The organism is Bradyrhizobium valentinum (genome assembly GCF_001440405.1).
Classification (GTDB): Bacteria; Pseudomonadota; Alphaproteobacteria; order Rhizobiales; family Xanthobacteraceae; genus Bradyrhizobium; species Bradyrhizobium valentinum.
Genome location: NZ_LLXX01000173.1, coordinates 17,246 through 41,387, shown reverse-complemented (window position 1 = coordinate 41,387; position 24,142 = coordinate 17,246). Strand labels below are relative to the sequence as shown.

Annotated in this window: 20 protein-coding genes, 1 other RNA gene and 1 pseudogene; 15 read left to right on the top strand and 7 right to left on the bottom strand. The window is 63.3% G+C overall.

What is annotated here, in order from left to right:
• Positions 1–131 precede the first annotated feature (131 nt).
• The 4 genes from CP49_RS30780 (at position 132) to CP49_RS30765 (ending at position 5,891) form a co-directional block, all read left to right on the top strand.
• Positions 132–1,913 carry a methyl-accepting chemotaxis protein gene (locus tag CP49_RS30780; protein ID WP_057853877.1) on the top strand — a complete coding sequence of 594 codons (1,782 nt, stop codon included), beginning with the start codon at positions 132–134 and terminating at the stop codon, positions 1,911–1,913.
• Between the two features lie 236 nt (positions 1,914–2,149).
• Positions 2,150–2,665 carry a (2Fe-2S)-binding protein gene (locus CP49_RS30775; protein WP_057853876.1) on the top strand — a complete coding sequence of 172 codons (516 nt, stop codon included), beginning with the start codon at positions 2,150–2,152 and terminating at the stop codon, positions 2,663–2,665.
• The gene (locus CP49_RS30770) at positions 2,662–3,678 is read left to right on the top strand and encodes an FAD binding domain-containing protein (protein ID WP_057853875.1); all 1,017 of its coding nucleotides are present in this window, start codon (positions 2,662–2,664) and stop codon (positions 3,676–3,678) included. The genes CP49_RS30775 and CP49_RS30770 overlap by 4 nt, the downstream gene beginning before the upstream one ends.
• Before the next feature lie 5 nt (positions 3,679–3,683).
• A complete protein-coding gene (locus tag CP49_RS30765; RefSeq protein WP_057853874.1) occupies positions 3,684–5,891 on the top strand; it encodes a xanthine dehydrogenase family protein molybdopterin-binding subunit in 2,208 nt (735 codons plus the stop codon).
• Positions 5,892–5,900: 9 nt separating this feature from the next.
• Here the strand turns inward: CP49_RS30765 and CP49_RS30760 are convergent, their stop codons facing one another.
• The 3 genes from CP49_RS30760 to ssrS form a co-directional block, all read right to left on the bottom strand.
• Positions 5,901–6,722 (bottom strand): TIGR00282 family metallophosphoesterase, encoded by an 822-nt coding sequence (locus tag CP49_RS30760; protein WP_057853873.1) that lies wholly within the window; start codon positions 6,720–6,722, stop codon positions 5,901–5,903.
• A gap of 4 nt (positions 6,723–6,726) precedes the next feature.
• A complete protein-coding gene (locus CP49_RS30755) occupies positions 6,727–7,302 on the bottom strand; it encodes a 5-formyltetrahydrofolate cyclo-ligase (RefSeq protein ID WP_057853872.1) in 576 nt (191 codons plus the stop codon).
• A gap of 164 nt (positions 7,303–7,466) precedes the next feature.
• A non-coding RNA gene (ssrS, locus tag CP49_RS42045) (6S RNA) lies at positions 7,467–7,627 on the bottom strand.
• A gap of 179 nt (positions 7,628–7,806) precedes the next feature.
• On the opposite strand from ssrS, the gene CP49_RS30750 reads away from it, so the two are divergent.
• The gene (locus CP49_RS30750; RefSeq protein ID WP_057853985.1) at positions 7,807–8,202 is read left to right on the top strand and encodes an endonuclease domain-containing protein; all 396 of its coding nucleotides are present in this window, start codon (positions 7,807–7,809) and stop codon (positions 8,200–8,202) included.
• Between the two features lie 72 nt (positions 8,203–8,274).
• On the opposite strand, the gene CP49_RS30745 is transcribed toward CP49_RS30750, so the two are convergent.
• Positions 8,275–8,658, bottom strand: coding sequence for a cell division protein ZapA (locus CP49_RS30745; RefSeq protein WP_057853871.1), 384 nt, complete (start codon positions 8,656–8,658; stop codon positions 8,275–8,277).
• Complete coding sequence (locus CP49_RS30740) at positions 8,655–8,975, bottom strand: DUF4164 domain-containing protein (protein WP_057853870.1); 321 nt, start codon at positions 8,973–8,975, stop codon at positions 8,655–8,657. The genes CP49_RS30745 and CP49_RS30740 overlap by 4 nt, the downstream gene beginning before the upstream one ends.
• Before the next feature lie 287 nt (positions 8,976–9,262).
• On the opposite strand from CP49_RS30740, the gene tkt reads away from it, so the two are divergent.
• The 8 genes from tkt (at position 9,263) to CP49_RS30700 (ending at position 18,740) form a co-directional block, all read left to right on the top strand.
• Positions 9,263–11,248, top strand: a complete 1,986-nt coding sequence (gene tkt, locus CP49_RS30735) for a transketolase (protein ID WP_057853869.1) — start codon at positions 9,263–9,265, stop codon at positions 11,246–11,248.
• Between the two features lie 140 nt (positions 11,249–11,388).
• Positions 11,389–12,396 (top strand): type I glyceraldehyde-3-phosphate dehydrogenase, encoded by a 1,008-nt coding sequence (gap, locus tag CP49_RS30730; protein WP_057853868.1) that lies wholly within the window; start codon positions 11,389–11,391, stop codon positions 12,394–12,396.
• Between the two features lie 175 nt (positions 12,397–12,571).
• Positions 12,572–13,768, top strand: a complete 1,197-nt coding sequence (locus CP49_RS30725) for a phosphoglycerate kinase (RefSeq protein ID WP_057853867.1) — start codon at positions 12,572–12,574, stop codon at positions 13,766–13,768.
• A 49-nt stretch (positions 13,769–13,817) separates the two neighbouring features.
• Positions 13,818–14,885 carry a class II fructose-bisphosphate aldolase gene (gene fba / locus CP49_RS30720; protein WP_057853866.1) on the top strand — a complete coding sequence of 356 codons (1,068 nt, stop codon included), beginning with the start codon at positions 13,818–13,820 and terminating at the stop codon, positions 14,883–14,885.
• Between the two features lie 127 nt (positions 14,886–15,012).
• Positions 15,013–16,038, top strand: a complete 1,026-nt coding sequence (locus CP49_RS30715; protein WP_057853865.1) for a class I fructose-bisphosphate aldolase — start codon at positions 15,013–15,015, stop codon at positions 16,036–16,038.
• Between the two features lie 2 nt (positions 16,039–16,040).
• The gene (locus CP49_RS30710; protein WP_057853864.1) at positions 16,041–16,751 is read left to right on the top strand and encodes a thiamine phosphate synthase; all 711 of its coding nucleotides are present in this window, start codon (positions 16,041–16,043) and stop codon (positions 16,749–16,751) included.
• An 8-nt stretch (positions 16,752–16,759) separates the two neighbouring features.
• Positions 16,760–17,905, top strand: a complete 1,146-nt coding sequence (locus tag CP49_RS30705) for a tetratricopeptide repeat protein (protein ID WP_057853863.1) — start codon at positions 16,760–16,762, stop codon at positions 17,903–17,905.
• A 40-nt stretch (positions 17,906–17,945) separates the two neighbouring features.
• On the top strand, positions 17,946–18,740 hold the full coding sequence (locus CP49_RS30700) for an inositol monophosphatase family protein (protein ID WP_057853862.1): 795 nt from the start codon (positions 17,946–17,948) through the stop codon (positions 18,738–18,740).
• A 201-nt stretch (positions 18,741–18,941) separates the two neighbouring features.
• On the opposite strand, the pseudogene CP49_RS30695 reads toward CP49_RS30700, so the two are convergent.
• Positions 18,942–19,139, bottom strand: a pseudogene (locus CP49_RS30695) (transposase); the annotation flags it as partial.
• 208 nt (positions 19,140–19,347) lie between these two features.
• Here CP49_RS30695 and CP49_RS30685 point away from each other — a divergent pair.
• Together CP49_RS30685 and CP49_RS30680 are read left to right on the top strand one after the other, a co-directional pair.
• Complete coding sequence (locus CP49_RS30685; RefSeq protein WP_245310948.1) at positions 19,348–21,135, top strand: adenylate/guanylate cyclase domain-containing protein; 1,788 nt, start codon at positions 19,348–19,350, stop codon at positions 21,133–21,135.
• Positions 21,136–21,349: 214 nt separating this feature from the next.
• The gene (locus tag CP49_RS30680; RefSeq protein ID WP_057853860.1) at positions 21,350–22,342 is read left to right on the top strand and encodes a Bug family tripartite tricarboxylate transporter substrate binding protein; all 993 of its coding nucleotides are present in this window, start codon (positions 21,350–21,352) and stop codon (positions 22,340–22,342) included.
• 312 nt (positions 22,343–22,654) lie between these two features.
• Here the strand turns inward: CP49_RS30680 and CP49_RS30675 are convergent, their stop codons facing one another.
• Complete coding sequence (locus tag CP49_RS30675) at positions 22,655–23,947, bottom strand: serine hydrolase domain-containing protein (RefSeq protein ID WP_082646330.1); 1,293 nt, start codon at positions 23,945–23,947, stop codon at positions 22,655–22,657.
• Between the last annotated feature and the right edge of the window lie 195 nt (positions 23,948–24,142).

Genomic DNA, 24,142 nt, shown 5'->3' with positions numbered 1-24,142 from the left:
GAAATCAAAGATTTGCAGCCCCTTCGGGTATGCCCGTCCTGCCGTGCGCCGAAGTATCAGGCAGTTGTTAACCACGACTTCATGCTCGGATGAGAGGATTTCGCACCGATCCCTAACTTTCAAGAGACGTCATGGCCTTCGGTTTGTTCAAAAAGCAGATGCCGGAACCCGCCTTGCCTGCCGTCCAGCCCAAGGCTCAGACAGCGGCTCAGACGGCCGCTACCGCGGTGGAGACGGTTTCCGGCGACGGCGATTCGGCCAAGGCCATCCTCGAGCTGCTGGAGCTCGAACTCGGCGCGATGATCCGCCAACTCGAACGCGCTGCCAATTCGGTCGCCGGTGGCGCCGAGGCAACGGCCGCGACGCTTTCCACCATCCGCCAGCGCACCGACGCCCTGACGAGCCGCACCAGCGCCGCACAGGGCACCGCGACGACCTTTTCGTTAGCCGCCGACAAGTTCACCCAATCGGCGCAGGGGATCGGCTCGCAGGTGCGCGACGCCGGCAAGCTCGCCGACCAGGCCAGCGACGCCGCCCGCGAAGCCAGCGCCAATGTCGACCGCCTGAAGGAATCCTCGGCTGCGATCGGCAACGTCGTCAACCTGATCGCCCAGATCGCGCGGCAGACCACGCTGCTGGCGCTCAATTCCACCATCGAGGCTGCGCGCGCCGGCGAGGCCGGGCGCGGTTTCGCGGTCGTTGCCACCGAAGTAAAGGCGCTCGCGGTGCAGACCCAGAACGCCACCGAGGAGATCACCAGGAAGATCGAGGCGCTGCAGCGTGACGCCGCGGGCTCGGTCGACGCCGTGCACCGCATCTCGCAGGCGATCGAGGCGATCCGGCCCGTGTTCGACAACGTCAACGGCGCGGTCGCCGAGCAGAACGCGACAACGGGCGAAATGGCCGACAATGCGGCTTCCGCTTCCAGCTTCATCGCATCGGTCGGCGACAGCGCTACCGAAATCGACAGCGCGACCAAGGAAGCCGAAGCCCATAGCGAAAGCGTCGCCAAGGCCGGGCGGGCCGTCACCTCCTTTGCGCAGAAGCTGAAGGCGCGCTGCGCCGTGCTGCTGCGGCAGGGAGAGAAAGAGGGCGACCGCCAGGAGCGCCGCAAGGACGAAAGGCTGCCTTGCAGCCTCAAGATCGAAATTGTCACCCCGCGCGGGGTGATATCAGCACCGGTCTACGAGATTTCCATGGGTGGCATTCTGGTCAGCGGGGCAAACGCGGAAGCGCTGGTGCAGGGTCAGAGTTTTGACGCCACGCTGCACGATGTCGGCGCCTGCCGGATTCGCATCGTCCAGCGGTCGAAAGCCGGTGCGCACGCACAGTTCGAAAGGCCGGATGCGGCGCTTACCGAGAAGATCGAAGACAAGCTGTGGTCGATCCAGGACGACAACACCGAGGCAGTCACCCGCGCGATGGAAGCCGGCGCTGCGCTGAAGAAGATTTTCGAGAACGCCGTCGACAGCGGTGCTATCTCGATCGAGGACATGTTCGACACCAACTATGTCGAGATACCAGGCAGCAACCCGGTGCAGTACCGCACCAAGATCCTGGACTGGGCCGATCGCGCTTTGCCGCCGTTCCAGGAAGCGTTCCTGGCCAGGGACAAGCGGATGGCGTTCTGCGCCATGATCGACACCAACGGCTACCTGCCGGTGCACAACAAGATCTATTCGCACCCGCAGCGGCCGGGCGACGTCACCTGGAACACCGCCAACAGCCGCAACCGCCGCATCTTCAACGATCCGGCCGGGCTTGCCGCCGGGCGCAACCAGCGCGCCTATCTGATCCAGAGCTACGCCCGCGACATGGGCAACGGCAACACCGTGATGATGCGCGAAATCGACGTGCCGATCCGCGTCAAAGGCCGCCATTGGGGCGGCTTCCGCACGGCCTACAGGCTGTAGCCACACTCACCTTGCGGACACGCTCGCATTCAGTCGCGCGCGACGGCGCCGAAGGCTGCGCTGAAACTGCGCAGTGACGTGGACGCGCATATCGCGCCTTCGCTTTGAACCTTCCTTGTTCGAACTGGTTGATAGGCAGGCTTGAAACCGCGGCTGGTCCCTCAGCGCGAAAGGTCAAGCAGGCTGGCCCGTCCCGCGCACCATCGGCGCGCCAGCCCAGGCAGGCGGAGATCAACATGGCGCGATCTGGCACAGCAAAGCGGGTAACGCGGACTGCCTCGGTGCCGGAGAAAATTCCGATCCGGCTAACCGTCAACGGCAACCAGATGGAACTCAGGGTCGCGCCGTGGACGACGCTACTGGATGCGCTGCGCGACCATCTCGACCTGACCGGCACCAAGAAGGGCTGCGACCACGGGCAATGCGGCGCGTGCACCGTGCTCGTCGACGGCCGGCGGATCAGCTCCTGCCTGACGCTGGCCGTGATGAAGGAAGGCGCCGAGATAATCACGATCGAGGGCCTTGCGCGCGATGGCGTGCTGCATCCGCTGCAGCAGGCGTTCATCGATCAGGATGCGTTTCAGTGCGGTTACTGCACGTCGGGACAGATCTGTTCGGGCGTCGGGCTGCTCGCCGAGGGCAAGGCAAGAACGCCCAACGAGATCCGCGAACTGATGAGCGGCAACATCTGCCGCTGCGGCGCCTATCCGAACATCGTGGCGGCGATCCTGCAAGCGATGGAGCGATCATGATCCCGTTTCAATACGCGCGCGCCAACGACGTCGCCGACGCCATCAAGCAGATCGCCGCAGATCCTTCCGCGAAGTTCATCGCGGGCGGCACCAACCTGATCGACCTGATCAAATACGATGTCGAGGAGCCCACTCGGCTGATCGATATTTCGCACCTCCCGCTCAGGAGCATCGAGCAAACCTCAACCGGCGGCGTTCTGATCGGAGCGATGGTGCCGAATACCGACCTTGCCTACCATCCGATGATCGAGGAACGCTATCCGCTGCTGGCACGCGCGATCATGTCCGGCGCGTCGCAGCAATTGCGCAACATGGCCTCGACCGGCGGCAACCTCTTGCAGCGGACGCGCTGCTTCTATTTCTACGACACGGCGACGCCGTGCAACAAACGCGAGCCGGGCAGCGGCTGCTCGGCGATCGACGGGGTCAACCGCATCAATGCGGTGCTCGGAACAAGCCAAGCCTGCATCGCCACGCATCCTTCCGACATGTGCGTTGCGCTCGCAGCGCTCGACGCCACGGTGCATGTCGCAGGTCCCGCCGGGGCGCGCACCATCGCGTTTGCGGATTTCCATCGGTTGCCCGGCAACACCCCGCAGCGCGACACCAACCTCGAACCCGATGAGATCATCACGGCCATCGAGCTTCCGCCGAAGGGTTTTAGCGCGAACTATTCCTACCTGAAGATCCGCGATCGCCTGTCCTATGCGTTCGCACTGGTATCGGTGGCGGCAGCGCTCGAACTTGATGGCGACACGATCAAGGAAGCTCGCCTGGCGCTCGGCGGCGTTGCGCACAAGCCATGGCGCAGTTCTGCGGCCGAAGCGGCCCTGCTCGGAAAACGCGCCGACGCGACCGCATTTGCGCAAGCCGCGGATTGGCTGCTGCACGGCGCCAAAGGCTACGGACACAACAACTTCAAGATCGGCCTGGCACGGCGCGCCATCGTGCGGACGCTCGGTCAGGCCGCGCGCGGCATGCCGCAATCGCTATCCGACAAGAAAATACGGTGAGCGCCATGACATCCTATATCGGATCAGCGACATCCCGCGTTGACGGCAGGGCCAAGGTCACCGGCGAAGCCAGATATGCCGGGGAGTTCAACGTCCCCGGCCTCGTCCACGGCTACGTCGTCGAATCGACTATTCCGAAGGGGCGGGTCGTCCGCATCGACACCGGCGGAGCACTGGAGGTTGACGGCGTGCTCGAGGTGCTCACGCATCGGAATCGGCCGCCAATGGCTGATAATGACCTTGCTTACAAGGACGAAGTTGCGCCGGAAAAAGGCTCGCCCTATCGCCCGCTCTACGACGACAGGATCCTTTTCACCGGACAGCCGGTCGCGCTGGTGCTGGCGGACGATTGGGAAACCGCGCGTGTCGCCGCCTCAATGGTGAAAGTCGAGTACCAGAAGGAGCCGCACGTCACCGACTTGCACGCAGAGCGCAGCAGGGCGTTTGCCATCGACGCGCCGGAGAAGCCGCGCGGCGACGCCGCAAAAGCGTTTGCGTCTGCCGCCGTGCGCCACGCGGCCGAATATTTCATTCCGACCGAGCACCACAATCCGATGGAATTGTTTGCCTCGACCGCGATCTGGGAAGACGGCCGGCTCACGGTCTACGACAAGACGCAAGGCGTGCAGAACGTACAAAAATATCTTTGCGGCGTGTTCAAGATGAAGCCAGACGAGGTGCGCGTGATGTCGCCCTATATGGGCGGCGGCTTCGGCGCCGGCCTGCGCCCGCAATACCAGGTCGTGCTGGCGGTGCTGGGGGCGCGCGCGCTGAAGCGCCCGGTGCGCGTCATGCTGACTCGCACGCAGATGTATGCGCTCGGCTACCGGCCGGCGAGCATCGAACGGCTTGCGCTCGGCGCGAGCAGCGGCGGCACGCTCGAATCCATGCAGCATGAAACCATCGCCGTGACCTCGCAGTTCGAGGAATTCGCGCGCAACGATACCGGCTGGGGCAATCTGCTTTACAAGAGCCCCAATGCGAAATTCGAGCACAGGCTCGTGAAGCTCGATCTGCCGACATCCTGCGACATGCGGGCGCCGGGCGCTGCGACCGGCGTCTATGCGCTGGAATGCGCGATGGACGAACTTGCGATCGCGCTTAAGACCGATCCGGTGCAACTACGGCTGCAATGCTATTCCGACCGCAATCAAGGCGAGGATGTTCCCTATACCAGCAAGCAACTGCGCGAATGCTACCGCCAGGGCGCCGCAGAGTTCGGCTGGGACAAGCGCAATGCCGAGCCTCGCTCGATGCGCGAGGGCAGCGAGTTGGTCGGCTGGGGCATGGCGTCGGGCGTTTGGGAAGCGCTGCAGATGCCGGCCACGGTCCGCATCGTGCTGACGGCCAACGGTCATGCGGAAGTGGCAACCGCGGCCTCCGACATCGGCACCGGCACCTACACGATCATGGCGCAGGTCGCGGCCGACATGCTCGGCCTGCCGATCGACAATATCAGCGTCAAGCTCGGCGATTCGACGCTGCCGCAATGTCCGCTCGAGGGTGGCTCGTGGATCGCGTCCTCGGTGTGCAACGCCATCGCAAATACCGCCCGCGCGGTTCGTGGCGACTTGCTGAAGCTTGCGAAGGGGATGAAGGATTCTCCGCTGGCGGGCGCCGGCGTAGACGAAGTCGCGCTGATCGACGGCAAGATCGTCAGCAAGCGGGATGCGAACCGCGCAGTCTCGATCGCAAGCGCCATGCAATCTGGCAACGCCGAGCGCATCACGCGCGAGGAAGTCAACAAGGTCGACGAAGACAAGTCTCACGCGCGCAATGTTCACTCCGCCATCTTCGCGGAGGTCAAGGTCGATGAGGAACTCGGCGTTATTCGCGTCACCCGCGTGGTCAATGCGGTGGCTGCCGGCCGCATCCTCAACCTCAAGACCGCTCACAGCCAGATCATGGGCGGCGTGGTCTGGGGGATCGGCATGGCGCTGCACGAGGAAACGCTGTTCGACCATCATTTCGGCCGCGTCATGAACGCCAATATTGCCGAGTACCATGTGCCTGTTAATGCCGACATACACGACATCAAGGTCATCTTCGTCGAGGAGCCCGACGAGATCGTCAATCCGCTCGGCATCAAGGGCCTCGGCGAGATCGGCATTGTCGGCGTGGCCGCGGCGATCGCCAACGCGGTCTATCACGCCACGGGAAAGCGAGTGCGCGACCTGCCGATCACGCTCGACAAGGTCGTTCAGTTTGAATGAGGGACTTCCTCAGGCCCAAAAGCCCGGCAGAGTAGGCTCCAGCCTTCCACCGATCCGAACCGGCGCGACGCGCAGCGCGAGGCCGGTCGCATCATCGGTCTCGACCGCAACGCCGCTGAGTGTCGCAACGCCGGCCGCCGGTTCGAAGCGCCCTGAGGGAATGCCGGTCGTGAAGCGCCGCAGCGGCTCTTCCTTCTGCATGCCGATGATGGAATCATAATCGCCGGTCATGCCGGCATCGGTCATGTAGGCGGTGCCACCGGTAAGGATCTGATGATCGGCGGTGGGCACATGGGTGTGGGTGCCGACGACGAGGCTGGCACGGCCGTCGCAGAAGAAGCCGATGCCTTGTTTCTCGCTCGACGCCTCGCCGTGGAAATCGACCACGATCGCGTCTGCCGCCTCGCCGAGCGGACAGGCCTCGAGTTCGCGGTTGAGAATCTGGAACGGATCGTCGAACGGCGTCATGAAGACGCGGCCGATGGCGTTGACCACAAGCGCGCGCTTGCCGTTCTTGGTATCGACCAGCGCAGCCCCCCGGCCCGGCGCGCCCTTCGGAAAATTCGCGGGGCGGATCAGCTTCGGGGCGCGTTCGATGAACACCAGCGCCTCGCGCTGATCCCAGGCGTGATTGCCAAGCGTGATGGCATCCGCGCCGGCGTCGAGCAATTCCTGATAGATCGTCTCGGTGATGCCGAATCCGCCCGCGGAATTCTCGCCATTGACGACGACGAGGTCGAGAGCCCAGTCGCGGACCATGCCGGGCAGATATTCCGCGATCGCGGTGCGCCCTGCCCGGCCGACCACGTCACCCACGAATAGAATACGCAAAGTTTCAGCTCCGGAAATCGAACACTTTCTTTTCCGTTAGCACATAATCCAGCGCCACGTCGTGCGGCAGCGCTGGAACAGCTTTTATTTCCTGCACGGAAAAGGCGGTGCCAACTGCCGTAATAGCCTTGGCCTTGCGCAGATGGGCGAGCGTGAAGTCGTAATGTCCGGCGCCATAGCCGATGCGATGGCCCTGGCGGTCGAACCCCGCCAGCGGAATCAACATGACATCGGGAATGAGTTCTTCGGCCGCCGGCGACGGCTCGAGAATGCCGAGCGGCCCGAGCATCAGGCGGTCGTCGGGCGACCACGCACGAAACGCCAGCGATTTTCCGCGCGACAGAACCGCGGGTAGCGCCAGCTTGGCGCCCTGCTCGGCGAGCTTGCGCATCAATGGCGCAGGATCGATCTCGCTGCGGATCGGCGAATAGCCGGAGACGACCATGCCGGGTAGAATCGCAAACGGCACGCCATGCTTTGCCATGGCCTGCGCCGCGGCGGCGCGCTGCTCGTCGCTTAACGCATCGCGCTTCGCCAGCGCGGCGGTGCGGAGGTCGGCTTTCGACAGGGTTGCGGTCATGCGGGATCTTTGTTCTGCCGTCATCGCCCGCAAGGGCGGGCGATCCAGTATTCCAGAGACGTCGCAATCAAACTGCCGTGCCGCGGCGTACTGGATACCCGCTTTCGCGGGTATGACGAACGCGCGGGGTAGGACAAAAAACGCACGCAACGAACAAATCAAAGTGCGAGGCCGCGAACGCCGTTGAAGCACTCGATCCCGGAGTTCCCTACGAAAGTAGGTGGGCACCATATGTCCGGATCCACGGACCCGGCCAGGGACAGTTCCCTAAAGGATCGATAAGGCCCCGGGGATATATGGCTCCTGACGCACGACGCAGCTTCGCAAGCACAATGTAAGGGTTACGAACCGAATCCGCCAGCGGTAAAGGTACCGCTTGCGATCACCCTTAGATTGCGTTTCACTTCACCCTCCCCTGGAGGGGGAGGGTCGCTCGCATCGGGCGATGCGCAGCATCGTCCGATGCGAGCGGGGTGGGGTGATCTATCCACGAGCGAGATCGACATGATTTCAACGGCAATCCGACGCGCAGCAGCCAAGAAACTGAGGGCGAATACCACGCCGCATGAGCGTACGTTATGGCGCGCCCTGAAAGAGCTGCCGATAGAAGGTACACATTTTCGGCGTCAGGCGCCGATCGGTCCCTATGTCGTGGACTTCTTCTGTCCGGCAAAGCGTCTCATCATTGAACTCGATGGCGGTCATCACAATGACGACGCGTTCGCCAAGCGCGATAGCGACCGGCAAGCCTGGTTGGAACAGGAAGGATACCGTGTTGTCCGCTTCTGGAATTCGGATGTTACTGGTGATCTCAGCGCGGTGATGGAGAAGATTTACGTGGAGGTGTATGGGTCGCGTGACGCAGAGGCGATGCCACTGAAACACCTCCGACGACGATAGACTGTCACCCCGCCCCGCCGCTACGCGGCGACCCTCCCCCTCCAGGGGTGGGTGAAGAGAGTCGCGGGCAATTCACCCGATCGCGACGCCGCTGCCGATGGTGCGGTTGATGACTTGCGTGGTCTTCTCGATGCGGTCGGCGGCGGCGTTGAGTGCATTGGCGACCGCCACCTGGGTGGCCTTGGCGCGGTCGGCAGCGGCGACACGAACGTTGCGCAAGGTTTCGAGTTCGCCCTCCAGCGCGCGGATGCGCGCGTTGGCATCCAGCAGTTCGTCGCACACCGTCAAAGCGGCCATCACGGTGAGGCGCGCGTCGCCGATCTCGCCGAACTTGCCGCGCAACTCTCCGACCCGCGATTCCAGGCTCTCGGCGAGCTTCAGGAGCCGCACTTCCTGCCCTTCCTCGCAGGCCATGCGGTACTGCCGGCCGTTGATGGTGACGTTGATGTGGCTCATTCACTCTCTCCGGCATCGAGCACCGCACGGATCGTGCCGATCGCGACATCCAGTTTTTCGGCGATCTCGCGGTTGGTGCGCTCCAGCCGCCGCGTCTTCACCAGCGAGCCGTCGAGTTCGTCGGCGAGCCGTGAGCGATCGGCGCCGAGCGCCTGGATGCGGCTCGCCAGTTCGTTCTCGTCGCGGTCGGCGTCGCGCCGCCGCTCCGCCGCAGCCTCGAGGGCATCGAGCGCCATCATCAGGCGCCGAGTGGCGGCGTCGATGTCGGCATAGACCGGCTCGGCATTGCCGGCCCCGTTGGTGTGACGATCGCTCATGGGAGGCAGCGCGCACCTTCGCGTAGGCCCGCCGCACGGCAGCAAAATCCGCGGTTCGGCAAGCGGTTAGAGCACGAAATTTACGTGGCAAGCGAGCCGAGTGCAACGCCGACGCGAAGCTATGCACCGCTAAGCAACTTTTCGGACCGGAAGGGCGTTTCCCCGCCTTGGACTCACGAGGATTGTGGTGCTATCCAGCCCGGACTTCCCCTAGGCCCACGCCCGTATTGCGGCCTCGCCCGGTACGTACCGACAACCAAGCACCTCATTTCAGGCGGATTTTCATCATGACGCAGGTCGATCACACCCGTATGGCCAATGCGATTCGCGGGCTTGCCATGGATGCCGTCGAAAAGGCGAAATCCGGCCATCCCGGCTTGCCGATGGGCGCCGCCGACATTGCGACCGTGCTGTTCACGCAGTTCCTCAAATTCGACGCCAGTGCTCCAAACTGGCCGGACCGCGACCGCTTCGTGCTCTCGGCCGGACACGGCTCGATGCTGCTCTATGCCTTGCTGTACCTGACCGGCAACAAGGACATGACGCTCGAACAGATCAAGTATTTCCGGCAACTCGGCTCCAAGACGCCGGGGCACCCGGAAAACTTCGAGACCAGCGGCGTAGAGACCACGACCGGACCGCTCGGCCAGGGCATCGCCACCTCGGTCGGCATGGCGCTGGCGGAAAAGATGCTGGCGGCCGAGTTCGGCAAGAAGGTGGTCGCGCATCATACTTACGTGGTCGCCTCCGACGGCGACCTGATGGAAGGCGTGTCGCAGGAAGCGATCGCGATGGCCGGGCACTGGAAGCTCAACAAGCTGATCGTGCTGTATGACGACAACGGTATCTCGATCGACGGCCCGACCTCGCTCGCCGATTCGGTCGATCAGGTGAAGCGATTCAAGTCCGCCGGCTGGGCGGCAGAGCTGATCGACGGCCATGATCCGAAGGCGATCGCAGCGGCGATCACCCGCGCGCAAAAATCCAACAAGCCATCGCTGATCGCCTGCAAGACCACCATCGGCTACGGCGCGCCGACGCGGGCCGGCACGGCGAAGGCCCATGGCGAGGCGCTCGGCGCCGACGAGCTCAAAGGCGCCAAGGAAAAGCTCGGCATCTCGCTCGAAGCCTTTTCGGTGCCCGACGACGTGCTTAAGGCATGGCGCGCTGCCGGCAGCCGCGGCGCTGCCGCGCGCGAGGAATGGGAAGGCCGCTTCGCCGAACTCGGCAGCCGCAAGCGCGCCGAGTTCGAACGGCGCATGCGGCACGAGCGGCCGGCGTCGCTTTCGAAGGCGCTGCGGGCTCACAAGAAGGCGCTCCTGGAAACGCCGCAGAACGTCGCCACGCGGAAATCGTCCGAATCCGCGATCGAGGCGATCGCCGCCGCGATGCCGATGGAATTCCTCGCCGGCTCCGCCGATCTCACCGGCTCCAACAACAACAAGGCGAAGTCGGCTGTGGCGTTCTCGGCCAAGACGCCGAAGGGCCGCTTCATCCATTACGGCATCCGCGAGCACGGCATGGCCGCGGCGATGAACGGCATCTTCCTGCATGGCGGCTTTGCACCGAACGGCGCGACCTTCCTGGTGTTCACCGATTACGCCCGCCCGGCGATGCGGCTCGCCGCACTGATGGGCACGGGCGTCGTCTACGTGATGACCCATGATTCGATCGGGCTCGGCGAGGACGGACCGACGCATCAGCCGGTGGAGCACCTCGCCGCGCTGCGTGCGATTCCCAATATGCGCGTGTTCCGCCCCTGCGACGCCGTCGAGGTCGCGGAATGCTGGGAACTGGCGCTCAACCGGGTCGACGGCCCGACGGTGCTGGCGCTGACCCGCCAGAACCTGCCGCAGCTCCGCACCAACGCGCCGAACGATAACCCCTGCGCCCACGGCGCCTATGAGCTGGTCGCCGCCCAGGGCGACGCCAAAGTGTCGCTGTTCGCCTCGGGCTCCGAGGTCGAGATCGCGGTGGCCGCCCAGAAGCAACTGACTGAGCGCGGCATCGCGTCGCGGGTGGTCTCGGTGCCCTCGCTCGAACTGCTGCTGGCGCAGCCGGCGGACCGGCAGAAGGCCATTATCGGCAACGCCCCGGTCAAGGTCGCCATCGAGGCCGCGGTGCGCTGGGGCTGGGACGCGGTGATCGGCCAGGATGGTGAATTCGTGGGCATGCACGGTTTCGGCGCAAGCGCACCCGCCAAGGACCTTTTCAAGCACTTCGGAATTACCGCCGAGGCTGCAGTTAACGCTGCCCTGAAGCGCTTGGGCTGAAGGTTGAGATTACTGGGAAAAAGGACTACCTAGACCCCCATCTTGACCGTTCCCGCCCGGCCGAACCGGGCGTTCCGCCGTCAGCACCTCCGTGGAACGTCTCCGCGGGGCCGGCACCGGCTATTAGAGGAGAGATCAGCATGGCAGTCCGCGTCGCGATCAACGGATTTGGCCGCATTGGCCGCAACGTGTTGCGGGCGATTGCGGAATCTGGCCGCACGGATATCGAGGTGGTCGGCATCAACGACCTCGGCCCGGTCGAGACCAACGCCCACCTGCTGCGTTTCGATTCCGTGCATGGCCGCTTCCCCGGCACGGTGACCGTCGACGGCGACTCGCTCAGCCTCGGCAATGGCAAGATCAAGGTCTCCGCCGAGCGCGATCCCTCCAAGCTGCCGTGGAAGGCGCTCGGCGTCGACATTGCGCTGGAATGCACCGGCATCTTCACCGCCAAGGACAAGGCCTCTGCGCATCTGACCGCCGGCGCCAAGCGCGTGCTGGTCTCGGCTCCCGCCGACAATGCCGACGCCACCATCGTCTTCGGCGTCAACCATGACACGCTGACCAAGGATCACCTGGTCGTCTCCAACGGCTCCTGCACCACCAACTGCCTGGCGCCGGTCGCCAAGGTCTTGAACGACACGGTCGGCATCGAGACCGGCTTCATGACCACGATCCACGCCTATACCGGCGACCAGCCCACCCTCGACACCCTGCACAAGGATCTCTATCGCGGCCGCGCGGCGGCGATGTCGATGATCCCGACCTCGACGGGTGCTGCGAAAGCGATCGGCCTGGTGCTGCCGGAACTGAAGGGCAAGCTCGACGGCGTCGCGATCCGCGTGCCGACCCCGAACGTCTCGGTGGTTGATCTCAAGATCGTCGCCAAGCGCGCCACCGACACCAAGGAAATCAACGCGGCGATGAAGCGCGCCTCCGAGCAGCAGCTCAAGGGCATCCTTGGCTACACCACCGCTCCGAACGTCTCGATCGACTTCAACCACGACCCCCACTCGTCCACGTTCCATGAGGACCAGACCAAGGTGCTGAACGGCACGCTGGTGCGGGTGATGTCCTGGTACGACAACGAATGGGGTTTCTCCAATCGCATGGCCGACACCGCCGTCGCGATGGGGAAGCTGCTGTAGGTGATTTCGTTATGCCCGGCCCTGGTGCCGGGCATTCTTGTCTTGTTGAACCGTCATTCCGGGATGGTCCGAAGGACCAGACCCGGAATCTCGAGATTCTAAGGTGCGCAATTGCGCACCATAGTTCGATGCTTCGCATCGCCCCGGAATGACCGCCGAGAGTCCGAGTCCGCCAATGTCCAAAAACTTCCGCACCCTCGATGACGTCGACGTGAAGGGCAAGCGCGTGCTGCTGCGCGTCGATCTCAACGTCCCCACGGAAAACGGCCGCGTCACCGACGCGACGCGGATCGAGCGCGTCGTGCCGACCATCACCGAAATTTCCGACAAGGGCGGCAAGGTCATCCTGCTCGCCCATTTCGGCCGGCCGAAGGGACGCGACGCCAAGGAGTCGCTGAAGCCCGTCGCCGAAGCCCTGTCGAAGGTCATCAAGAAGCCGGTCGCCTTCGCCGACGACTGCATCGGCGAAGCTGCGGCCAAGGCAGTCGCCGCGATGAAAGATGGCGACATCCTCTGTCTGGAGAACACCCGCTTCCACAAGGAGGAAGAGAAGAACGATCAGGCCTTCGTCGCGGAGCTGGCCAAGCTCGGCGACATCTGGGTCAACGACGCGTTCTCGGCCGCGCACCGCGCGCACGCGTCGACCGAAGGCCTCGGCCATAAGCTGCCCGCCTATGCCGGCCGCACCATGCAGGCCGAACTCAGCGCGCTTTCCAAGGCGCTGGAAGCACCGACCAAGCCGGTCATCGCGATCATCGGCGGCGCCAAGGTGTCCACCAAGATCGATCTGATCGAAAACCTCGTCACCAAGGTCGATGCGCTGGTGATCGGCGGCGGCATGGCCAACACCTTCCTGCATGCGCAGGGCGTCGGCGTCGGCAAGTCGCTGGCGGAGAAGGACCTCGCCGCCACCGCGCTGCGGATCCTTGAGAAGGCTACTGCCGCGAACTGCGCCATCATCCTTCCCGTCGATGCCGTGGTCGCCTATCACTTTGCGGCCAACTCGCCCTCGCACGCCTATGGCCTCGACGCCATTCCGGCCGACGGTATGATCCTCGACGTTGGCCCGCAATCGATCGCGCGGATTCATTCCGCGATCGACGATGCCGCGACGCTGGTCTGGAACGGCCCGCTCGGCGCGTTCGAAATGACGCCGTTCGACCGCGGCACGGTTGTTGCGGCCAAGCACGCGGCGGCGCGCACCAAGGCGAAGAAACTGGTCTCTGTCGCCGGCGGCGGCGACACCGTTGCGGCGCTGAACCAGGCCGGCGTAGCCAACGAGTTTTCCTATGTTTCGACCGCGGGCGGCGCGTTTCTCGAATGGATGGAAGGCAAACCGCTGCCCGGCGTCGAAGTTCTGAAATCACGCTGATCAAGACCAATCGGGCGCCAGGGGCGCTGCAAATACAGGGAGAATTTGAATGGCTCGCATTACCTTGCGTCAACTGCTCGATCATGCGGCAGAGCACGATTACGGGGTGCCGGCGTTCAACATCAACAACATGGAGCAGGCGCTGGCCATCATGGAGGCCGCCTCCTCGGTCGACGCGCCCGTCATCATCCAGGCTTCGCGCGGCGCGCGCTCCTACGCCAATGACGTGATGCTCAAGCACATGATGGACGCCGTCACCGAAATCTATCCGCAGATTCCGGTCTGCGTGCATCTCGATCACGGCAACGAACCCGCAACCTGCATGACCGCGATCCAGGCCGGCTTCACCTCGGTCATGATGGACGGCTCGCTGAAAGCCGACGGCAAGACCCCCGGCGATTGGGACTACAATGTCGGCGTGACCAAGACGGTCACCGACATGGCCCACCTCGGCGGCATCTCGGTGGAAGGCGAGCTTGGCGTGCTCGGTTCGCTGGAGACCGGCATGGGCGACAAGGAAGACGGCCACGGCGCCGAAGGCAAGCTCTCGCACGACCAGTTGCTCACCAACCCGGACGAGGCCGTGAAGTTCGTCAAGGAGACCAAGGTCGACGCGCTGGCGATCGCGATGGGCACCTCGCACGGCGCCTACAAGTTCACCCGCAAGCCGGATGGCGACATCCTTGCCATGAACGTGATTGAGGAGATCCATCGCAAGCTGCCGAACACGCATCTGGTGATGCATGGCTCGTCCTCGGTGCCGCAGGAACTGCAGGAGATCATCAACGCCAATGGCGGCAAGATGAAGCCGACCTGGGGCGTGCCGGTTTCCGAAATCCAGCGCGGCATCAAAAACGGCGTGCGCAAGATCAACATCGACACCGACAACCGCATGGCGATGACCGGGCAGATTCGCAAGGTCTTCAAGGACAATCCGGAAGAGTTCGATCCGCGCAAATACTTAAAGCCGGCGATGGAAGCCATGGCCAAGCTGTGCAAACAGCGGCTGCAGGAGTTCAATACCGCAGGCCAGGCCAGCAAGATCAAGAAGGTGCTGACCACAGCCGAAATGGCCAAGCGCTACACCAAGGGTGAACTTGACCCCAAGATCGCCTGACAAGGTCGCCTGAGCCGGCACCCGCGCCTCGCAAACACCCCCGGTGCGACGAACGTTTTCTAGGCAATTGCCCGAGAACCGCCTATTTTGGTGCGCAAGGGCATGATGTTTTCCGGAGAACGTTCCCATGAATCTTGCTGACCTCAACAAGGTTGCCCTCGCCATGGTCACCCCAGGCAAGGGCATTCTCGCCGCCGACGAATCCTCGGGCACCATCAAGAAGCGTTTCGACGCCATCAAGGTCGAATCCACCGAGGAGAGCCGCCGCGACTATCGCGAGATGCTGTTCCGCTCCACCGAGGCGATGAGCAAGTACGTCTCGGGTGTCATTCTCTACGACGAGACCATCTGGCAGAACGCAAAAGATGGCACGCCGCTGATCAAGCTGATCGAGCAGTCCGGCGCGATCCCCGGCATCAAGGTCGATGAGGGGACGCAAGCGCTGCCGCAATGTCCGGGCGAACTGGTGACCGTCGGGCTCGACAAGCTCGCCGAGCGCCTGAAAAAATATTACGAGCGCGGCGCGCGCTTCGCCAAGTGGCGTGCAGTGATCGATATCGGCAGCGGGATCCCCACACAGACGGCGATCCACGTCAACGCGCATGCGCTGGCGCGCTATGCGGCGCTGTGCCAGGCGGCGCAGATCGTGCCCATCGTCGAGCCGGAAGTGCTGATGGACGGCGATCACGATATCGACCGCTGTTATGACGTGACCCAGCATGTGCTGAACAAGACGTTCCAGGAATTGCTGATACAGCGCGTCGAGCTCGAAGGCATGGTGCTGAAGCCCAACATGGCCATCTCGGGCAAGAAGTGCGTGAGGCAGGCTTCCGTGGAAGAAGTCGCGGAGAAGACCGTGCGCCTGCTGAAGGCTTGCGTTCCCGCGGCGGTGCCGGGCATCGCCTTCCTCTCCGGCGGGCAATCCGATGAGGAGGCGACGGCGCATCTGAACGCCATGAACCGGATCGGCGGCCTGCCCTGGCGGCTAACATTCTCCTATGGCCGGGCGCTGCAGGCGGCGCCGCAGAAGGCCTGGTCGGGTAAGGCCGAAAACCTCGCCGCAGGCCAGCGCGCCTTCACGCACCGCGCGCGGATGAACGCGCTGGCAAGCAAGGGCGAGTGGGAAACCGGCCTGGAAAAGAAGGTCGCCTAGACTTGGCCAATAAACCTGCTCCGCCGCGCCCGGCGCCGCGGCTCTATCTCGCGACGCCAGAGGTGGACGATCCGTCGCAGCTCGCGACCCATCTTCCGGAGCTACTGGCAGCGGCCGACGTCGCCGCGGTGCTGCTGCGGCTGAAGCAGACCGATCAGCGCACCATGATCGCGCGCGTGAAAACGCTTGCGCCCGCGATCCAGAATGCCGGCGCGGCGCTCCTGCTGGACGGCCATGTCGAACTGGTGGCGCGCGCGGGCGCCGACGGCGCGCATCTGAACGGCCTTGCCGCGCTGGAAGATGCCTTGCCGTCGCTGAAGCCGGACCGCATTGCCGGCGTCGGCGGCCTTGCCACGCGGCACGATTCGATGGCCGCGGGCGAAGCGGGCGCCGACTACGTGCTGTTCGGCGAGCTGGATGCCAAGGGCCAGCGGCCCTCGACCGAGGCGATCGCCGAGCGCCTGCAATGGTGGGACGAACTGTTCGAGCCGCCTTGCATCGGCTTTGCCGCCTCGCGCGAGGAGGCGTCCGAATTCGCGGCCGCCGGCGCAGATTTTGTGCTGGTTGGCGATTTCATCTGGACCGACCCGCGCGGCGCAAAGGCGGCGCTGATCGATGCCGGGCACGCTATCGCGCAAGCGCACGAAGCAGCGTTCGGAAACGCCAAGTCCAGCCCTGACAAGACCAGCCCTGATAAAGCCGGGCACGGATAACGCCGGATATGAAACTCCTGCGTCCCATATCGCTGCTTGCGGGCCTGCTGATAACGGTAGCCGGCGCCTCCGCGCAGGTCTCGCTGACGCCGCCCGCCGCGCAACCGCCCGCGAGCCCTCCGGCTGCGAAAAAGGAAGCTCCGAAACCAAAGGCTCCGGCCGCAGCGAAAAAGCCCGCCGCGACACCGACGCCAACGGCAGCGCCCAAACCGGCACCGCCCACGCCGACGCCCTCCCCCTCGCCGACGGCCGCCTTCGAGGATCCGAACGCCGATCTCGTCTACGGCGCCTATCAGCGCGGCCTCTACAAGACCGCGCTCGATCTCGCGACAACGCGCGCGCAATATAACGGCGACCCCAAGGCGATGACGATGCTTGGCGAGCTCTACGCCAACGGGCTCGGCATCAAGCGCGACTATGCGAAGGCTGCCGATTGGTACCAACGCGCCGCCGATGCCGGCGACCGCGAGGGCATGTTCGCGCTCGCCATGATGCGGCTGTCCGGCCGCGGCGGCCCCACCAATCGCGAGCAGGCCGTCAAGCTGCTGGCCTCCGCGGCCAAGCTCGGTAGCCCCAAGGCGGCGTACAATCTGGCGCTGCTCTATCTCGACGGCAACACGCTGCCGCAAGACCTCAAGCGCGCCGCCGAACTGCTGCGCACTGCGGCGGATGCGGGCAACCCGGAGGCGCAATACGCGCTCGCCACCTTCTACAAGGAAGGCACCGGCGTGCCGAAGGACATCGACAAGGCGGTGCGGCTGTTGCAGGCGGCTTCGCTCGCCGACAATGTCGACGCCGAGGTCGAGTACGCGATCGCGCTGTTCAACGGCACCGGCACGCCGAGGAACCAGCCTGCGGCGGTCGCGCTGTTGCGTAAGGCAGCGCGGCAGAACTCGCCGATCGCGCAGAACCGCCTCGCCCGCGTGCTCGTGAGCGGTTTGGGCGTGCAGATGGACAAGATCGAAGGCCTGAAGTGGCATCTTGTCGCCAAGACCGCCGGCAAGGGCGATCCCGAGCTGGATGAGAGGCTCTCGGAGCTCAGCCCCGAGGATCGCGCCAAGGTTGAGGCGGCGGCGCGGAAATGGACCGGTACCGCCGAGAAATCACGCCTTGACGGCGGCATATCAGCAGGGCACCCAGTCCCTAAACCCTGACGGCATTGCGCCGTTCCCTCTCACTATAAGCGCTCGCATCATGCTGTATTCAGCCCTTATCAACGTTATGGTGAAAGCTGCGCGCCGCGCCGGCCGCAGCCTCAAGCGCGACCTCGGCGAGATCGAGCATCTGCAGGTGTCGTTGAAGGGGCCGGCGAACTTCGTCACCAAGGCCGACAAGCGCGCCGAGGAAATGCTGTACGAGGATCTCGCCAAGGCACGGCCCGGCTACGGCTTCATCGGCGAGGAAGGCGGAACGCGCGAGGGCGCCGACAAGACCCACACCTGGATCGTCGATCCGCTCGACGGCACCACCAACTTCCTGCACGGCATCCCGCAATTCGCGATCTCGATCGGCCTGCGGCGCGAAGACACCGTCATCGCCGGCGTGATCTACAATCCCGCCAATGACGAGCTCTACATCGCCGAACGCGGCAAGGGCGCCTTCCTCAACGACCAGCGCCTGCGCGTCGCCGGGCGCCGCCAGCTCAACGAATGCGTGATCGCCTGCGGCCTGCCGCATATCGGCCGCGGCGACCACCAACTGGCACTGAACGAAATGGCCGCGCTGCAGAACAAAGTGGCCGGCTTCCGCCGCTTCGGCGCCGCCTCGCTAGATCTCGCCTTCGTCGCCGCCGGCCGCCTCGACGGCTACTGGGAACGCGACCTGTCGCCGTGGGATATCGCAGCGGGGCAAATCATGGTGCGCGAGGCAGGCGGAATGATCTCGGACATCGGCGGCAATGACGACGCACTTAAGACCGGGCATGTGGTCTGCGGCAACGAGTTCGTGCACGGGGAATTGGTGAAGATACTCGGGCCGCTGGGAAAATAGGGCGACGGTTCCAAGCCACGCGCCGTCGCTTCATTCGCGATCGGGTGATGCAGCCTTCCGGAGACGGCGGAAGGACACGGAGGAGCCTCGGCGCTCCCAGCCAAAATATCCAAAACAACCCCATGCACAGTAGCCGGCACTCGCCGGGTGCCGAAGTAGACATTTGACACGTCGGGCAAATCAGCGAGACAAGACCATCATCCACCGACCGAAGCGATTGTAGCAAGTCGTGCGGGGACCATAGGTCGCCGGCAGGTCGCGCCATGGCGCACCTGAACGCAGGACCCAAACGACGCCATCGAGCACGCGGCGGTCATCTACCCGCCGAACGCCGCGCGGCTTGTTCGGCAACATCGGCTTAATGGCGGTCCACTCATGTTCGCTGAATTCGCAGCTCACGAATCGAGGCTCCGGTTTCGAAGCTTGAATGGCACCTTTGAGACACGCCGGCCTATCCTGAGAATGTCCGTTCACCGGGGTGAACCGGAAGTCGCCGTGGTCCGGCCAAACCGACGCGAATGACCCATTTCGGACCTTGGGCGTAGCCGGACATCGACCCACAATCGTGCTATATAACCATTCGATTTCCCCAGTACGGGGGACCATCTTGAGCAGCGAGCACGTAGAGCGACGACTAGCAGCTATTCTGGCGGCGGATGTCGCAGGCTCCTGCCGCTTAATAGGGATAGACGAAGAAGGCACGCTGGCGCGACTGAAAGCGCTTAGAAGGACGGTTTTCGATCCCAAAATCGCTGAGCATCGCGGACGCATCGTCAAGAATACCGGGGACGGCGCTCTCGTTGAGTTCGCCAGCGTCGTCGACGCCGTGCGATGCGCCGTCGAAGTTCAGCGCCGCATGGCCGAACAAAATATCGACGTGCCGCAAGACAAGCGTATCGAACTCCGCATCGGCATTCACGTCGGCGATATCATCATTAATGACAACGATATCTTTGGCGATGGCGTCAACATCGCCGTGCGTCTCGAAGGGATCGCAGAACCGGGAGGTATTTGCATTTCCGACGACGCGCAGCGGCAAATCCGGGGCAAGGTCGAGCTTGCCTGTGTCGATATGGGCATGCAGGCCCTCAAGAATATTGCTGAGCCCATGCGTGCGTGGTGCGTGAGGTTTGACGTGGCTGTGTCGACGTCGATGAGACCATCTGCGGTTACTGCTCAACCTCTCACAGTTCCCGGCAAACCTTCCATTGCTGTTCTGCCATTCATCAACATGAGCGGCGATCCGGAACAGGATTACTTTGCCGACGGCATGGTCGAGGACATCATCACGGCACTGTCTCGCTTCAAGGCGCTGTTCGTCATCGCCCGCAATTCGAGCTTCACCTACAAGGGACGCGCCGTCGACGTGAAGCAGGTTGGACGCGAGCTTGGCGTGCGCTACGTGTTGGAAGGGAGCGTTAGGAAGGCGGCAAACCGGGTGCGCATCACGGGCCAGCTCGTCGACACCGCCACTGGGGCACATCTTTGGGCAGAACGGTTTGATGGAGGTCTCGGCGACATCTTCGATCTGCAGGACCAGGTTACTGAGAGCGTTGTCGGGGCGATCGCCCCAGCGGTTGAACAAGCCGAGATCGAGCGCGCCAAGCGCAAGCCGACCGAGAGTCTCGATGTCTATACGCTCTACTTACGCGGTTTGGCCAGGTCTTATCAGTTTGCGAGCCGGCAAGCGAACGACGAGGCATTGCGCCTGTTCAACAGCGCGATCGAGCTCGACCCAGATTTTGCCTCCGCCTATGGTTGTGCAGCCTTTTGCTATGTCATTGCCAAGTTCAATGGCTGGATTTCAGGCACAGCGAACGAGATTGCCGAAGTGACGAGGCTCGCCCAGCGGGCGGTTGAGTTGGGCAAGGATGACGCGATCGCGCTCGCCGCCAGCGGGCAGGCGTTAATGTATGTCGTTCGCGATCTCGAGGCAGGCGCCGCCTTGATCGATCGCGCGCTTGTGCTCAATTCCAATTCGGCGGAGGCATGGTATTGCGGCGGCTGGGCAAAAAACTGGCTCGGCGAGCCAGAAGCTGCGATCGTGCGCTTCGCGCGTGCCATGCGCCTGAGCCCACTTGATCCGCGGATGAGCGGTATGCGGGTCGGGACCGCGCTTGCCCATTTCCTCTTGGGCCGCTATGACGAAGCGGCATCGTGGGCGGCAATGGCATTGCAGTACAGGCCGGATTATCAACCTGGATTACGCATCGCCGCCGCAAGCAACGCAATGGCCGGGCGACCGGAGCAGGCAAGTCAGGCAGTGGCTCGGCTGCGGCAAGTGAATCCCGCGTTACGTGTTTCCACTCTCAAGGACGTGCTGCCCCCTTATCGGCGGGCCGAAGACATCTCGCGATACCAAGAAGGATTGCGGCGAGCCGGGCTGCCCGAATGACGATCGCAGCCAGATGCTCGCCCGTGGCAACGAGGTGATCGAAAGAGGGACTTCCGTTGTTGCCATTGCGCCCTCGTTACGCCGAGCGTCCGCCGTGGCAGCGTCGGCTTAGCTGCCCCGCCGCGCCGCTTGGAATTGCCCTGCGCGAAAGACGCAAGGGGCTTCGCCGGACAGCAATACCGCGAGGAATGGGGTTCCCTAAAGGGAGGCAGTCATGAAGTTTCTGCATTCGTTGGTGTTGGTTCTTGTCACACTTATTATGTCCGTTACGGCGGGGCCAGTTGCACTGGCGCTGGATTATCCTGTCCACACGGTTCGAATCGTCGTCGGTTTCGGACCGGGCACATCTCCAGATATTGTTGCCCGCTTGCTCGGCGATAAGCTTTTCCAAGCATGGGGGAAGCCAGTCGTGATTGAGAACGCGGCGGGCGCCAACGGCAATATTGCCGGCGAGCGCGTCGCAAGGGCTGAGCCGGACGGTCATACGCTGCTGCTCGCGGCCAACCCGGTGATCGTCATCAATCCCAGCCTCTATGAGAAGATGCCGTTTGACCCGGTCCGGGATCTTGTGCCGATCTCTCAGGTGTGTGCTTACGCAAACATCCTCATCGTCAACAACGACGTGCCGGCGAAGAACGTGCAAGAATTGGTTGCGGTCGCACGCGCCCGGCCGGGCACACTCACCTACGGGTCCGCGGGATTTGGCTCGACGCTGCACCTCGCCGGGGAACTGCTGAAATCGATGGCGAAAGTCGACATCCTGCACGTGCCGTATCGCGGCACCTTTTCACCGGAGGTGATCGCCGGACGGCTCAGCATGGCGTTTGTTCCTCCCACCACCGCGTTACCCCTCGCGCGCGATGGGAAAGTCAGGGCGCTCGCAGTGACATCGTTGGAGCGATATGCCGGCGCACCCGATCTCCCGACCATGGCAGAATCAGGCTTCCCTGGCTTCGAGGTAACGGTATGGTTCGGCCTGATGGCGCCTGCCAGAACTCCACCGGCAATTGTCGAAAAGCTGCACCGGGAAACCGTGAAGATTCTCGTGATGCCGGAGATGCGCAAGCGATTCGATGATCTTGGAATCGAGCTAATTGGTAACTCACCCGCAGAATTCGCTGCCGTTATTGACGGCGAGATTCCGAAATGGGCGAAGCTGGTTAGAGAAGCGGGTATAAAGCTGCTCGATTTACCGTCGCCAAAGTGAGCGTCGAGCGGCGCACGACGAGATTGAAGGGCCGCTGGGGCGCCATCGATAGTAGATGAACCAGCGATGTCCGTTCCTAGCACCAAGCGGAAGTGACGACCCAGTCAGCGCATGTCCGCTAATTGGAGATGATCGGAAATGATCGGTGCTTAATCTAAACAACGAAATTGACCCAACCCTGACCATCTTCGCTGTCTTCGTCGCAGCGGGTATCAGCGGTAAAGCGGAGGTTCGCCGAGGCCGTAGTCTCGTCTATAGTGAGTAGAAAGAACAAGCGTCGCCTGGACAGGCGGAGCGCGCACTTCAGTCGCTTCAATTGCCTGCGGCGAAGGCGTCATAGACCAGTTTCTTGAACGCAGCCCTGGTGCGGGCGCGCTCGTTCTGCGTCTGCGCCATCAGGATGTAGATCATGTCGAGCTTGGGATCGACGCCGAAATAGGTGCCGCTGCCGCTGTCCCATTTCAGTTCGCCGATTGAACCCGGCGGCGGTGGTTTTGCCTCCCCCGGATCGGTACGCACGGCGAGGCCGTAGCCGAACCCGAAGCCATCGCCGGGAAAATAGAAGTAGTCGCGCCCGACGCCAGAATTCGGCCCGACATGGTCCGTCGTCATGTCCTTGAATGCCGCAGGGCTGATATAACGCGTGCCGTCAAGCTCGCCGGCATTGAGGATCATCTGCGCAAAGCGCGCATAATCGATAATGGTTGAGACCAGTCCACCGCCACCGGATTCCCACTCCGGATGCGCACGGCGCTCGCGCTCCGCATCGACGAGTACCCTGTCGCTTGGCAATGGCTCCGCCATCAGCGTGAGTTCCTGGGTCGCGTCGAGCACGAATTTGGTGTGGTTCATGCCCAGCGGATCCAAGATGTGCTGCTTCATGAAGTGATAGAGCGTCTTGCCCGAGACGATCTCGATTACGCGGGCGAGCACATCGGTGGAATGACCGTAGCGCCAGAGTGTGCCAGGCTGCCGTGCCAGCGGTAGTTTCGCGATGCGCTCGGCAAACTCCTTGTTGTCGAATTTCCCGTCGAACAGATGCGCTTGCGAATAGACCTTCATCACCCACTTGCCGCCGATATATTCATAACTGATGCCCGAAGTATGCCGGAGCAGGTCCATGATGGTCGCTTGCCGCACGGCCGGGATGAGCTTCAGCGTTGGTTCGCCCCGTACATCCGTCATTTCCAGCCCCACGTGCATATTGGCAAAGGCCGGGATGTATTTTGAGACGGGATCGTCCAGTGCAAGCTTGCCGGCATCGATCAGCATCATCGCCGCCAGACTCGTGATCGGCTTGGTCATGGAATGAAGGGCAAAGATCGTGTCCGGCGTCATGGGGAGCTTGGTTGTGACGTCGCGCACGCCAAAGCACTTCAGGTAGACGGGGCGGCCATGCTGCTGGATCAGGATGACGGCGCCCGGCAGTTTTCCTGTTGCAACCTCGTTGTTGAAGAACTCGGCAATGAGCTGCAGTTTTTCCGGTGCTGGCGCGGGCGCCGCGCCAGCTGTCCCGCTTCCGTTTGTGCAATGCGCCACGAAAGCAGCCACCAAAGCGATGCGCCAGGCGCTCGGGGCTGCCACTGAATTGAACGCATTGCCCATGGTCGCCGCGCTGATTTCCGCGCCAAAAGGTCTCGTCGTTCTGCACCCGCTATCGTTCCTGCAGGCTCGGGCTCGTTACAAGACAGCATGGCTGCCCAATTGAAGCAGTCGTCGAGCAGGCGACATGATCTCGATTCGTGCTTGATAGGCGTCTGCCTTGGCTTGCACCCGTGACGATCGTAGTGTGTGCATGTG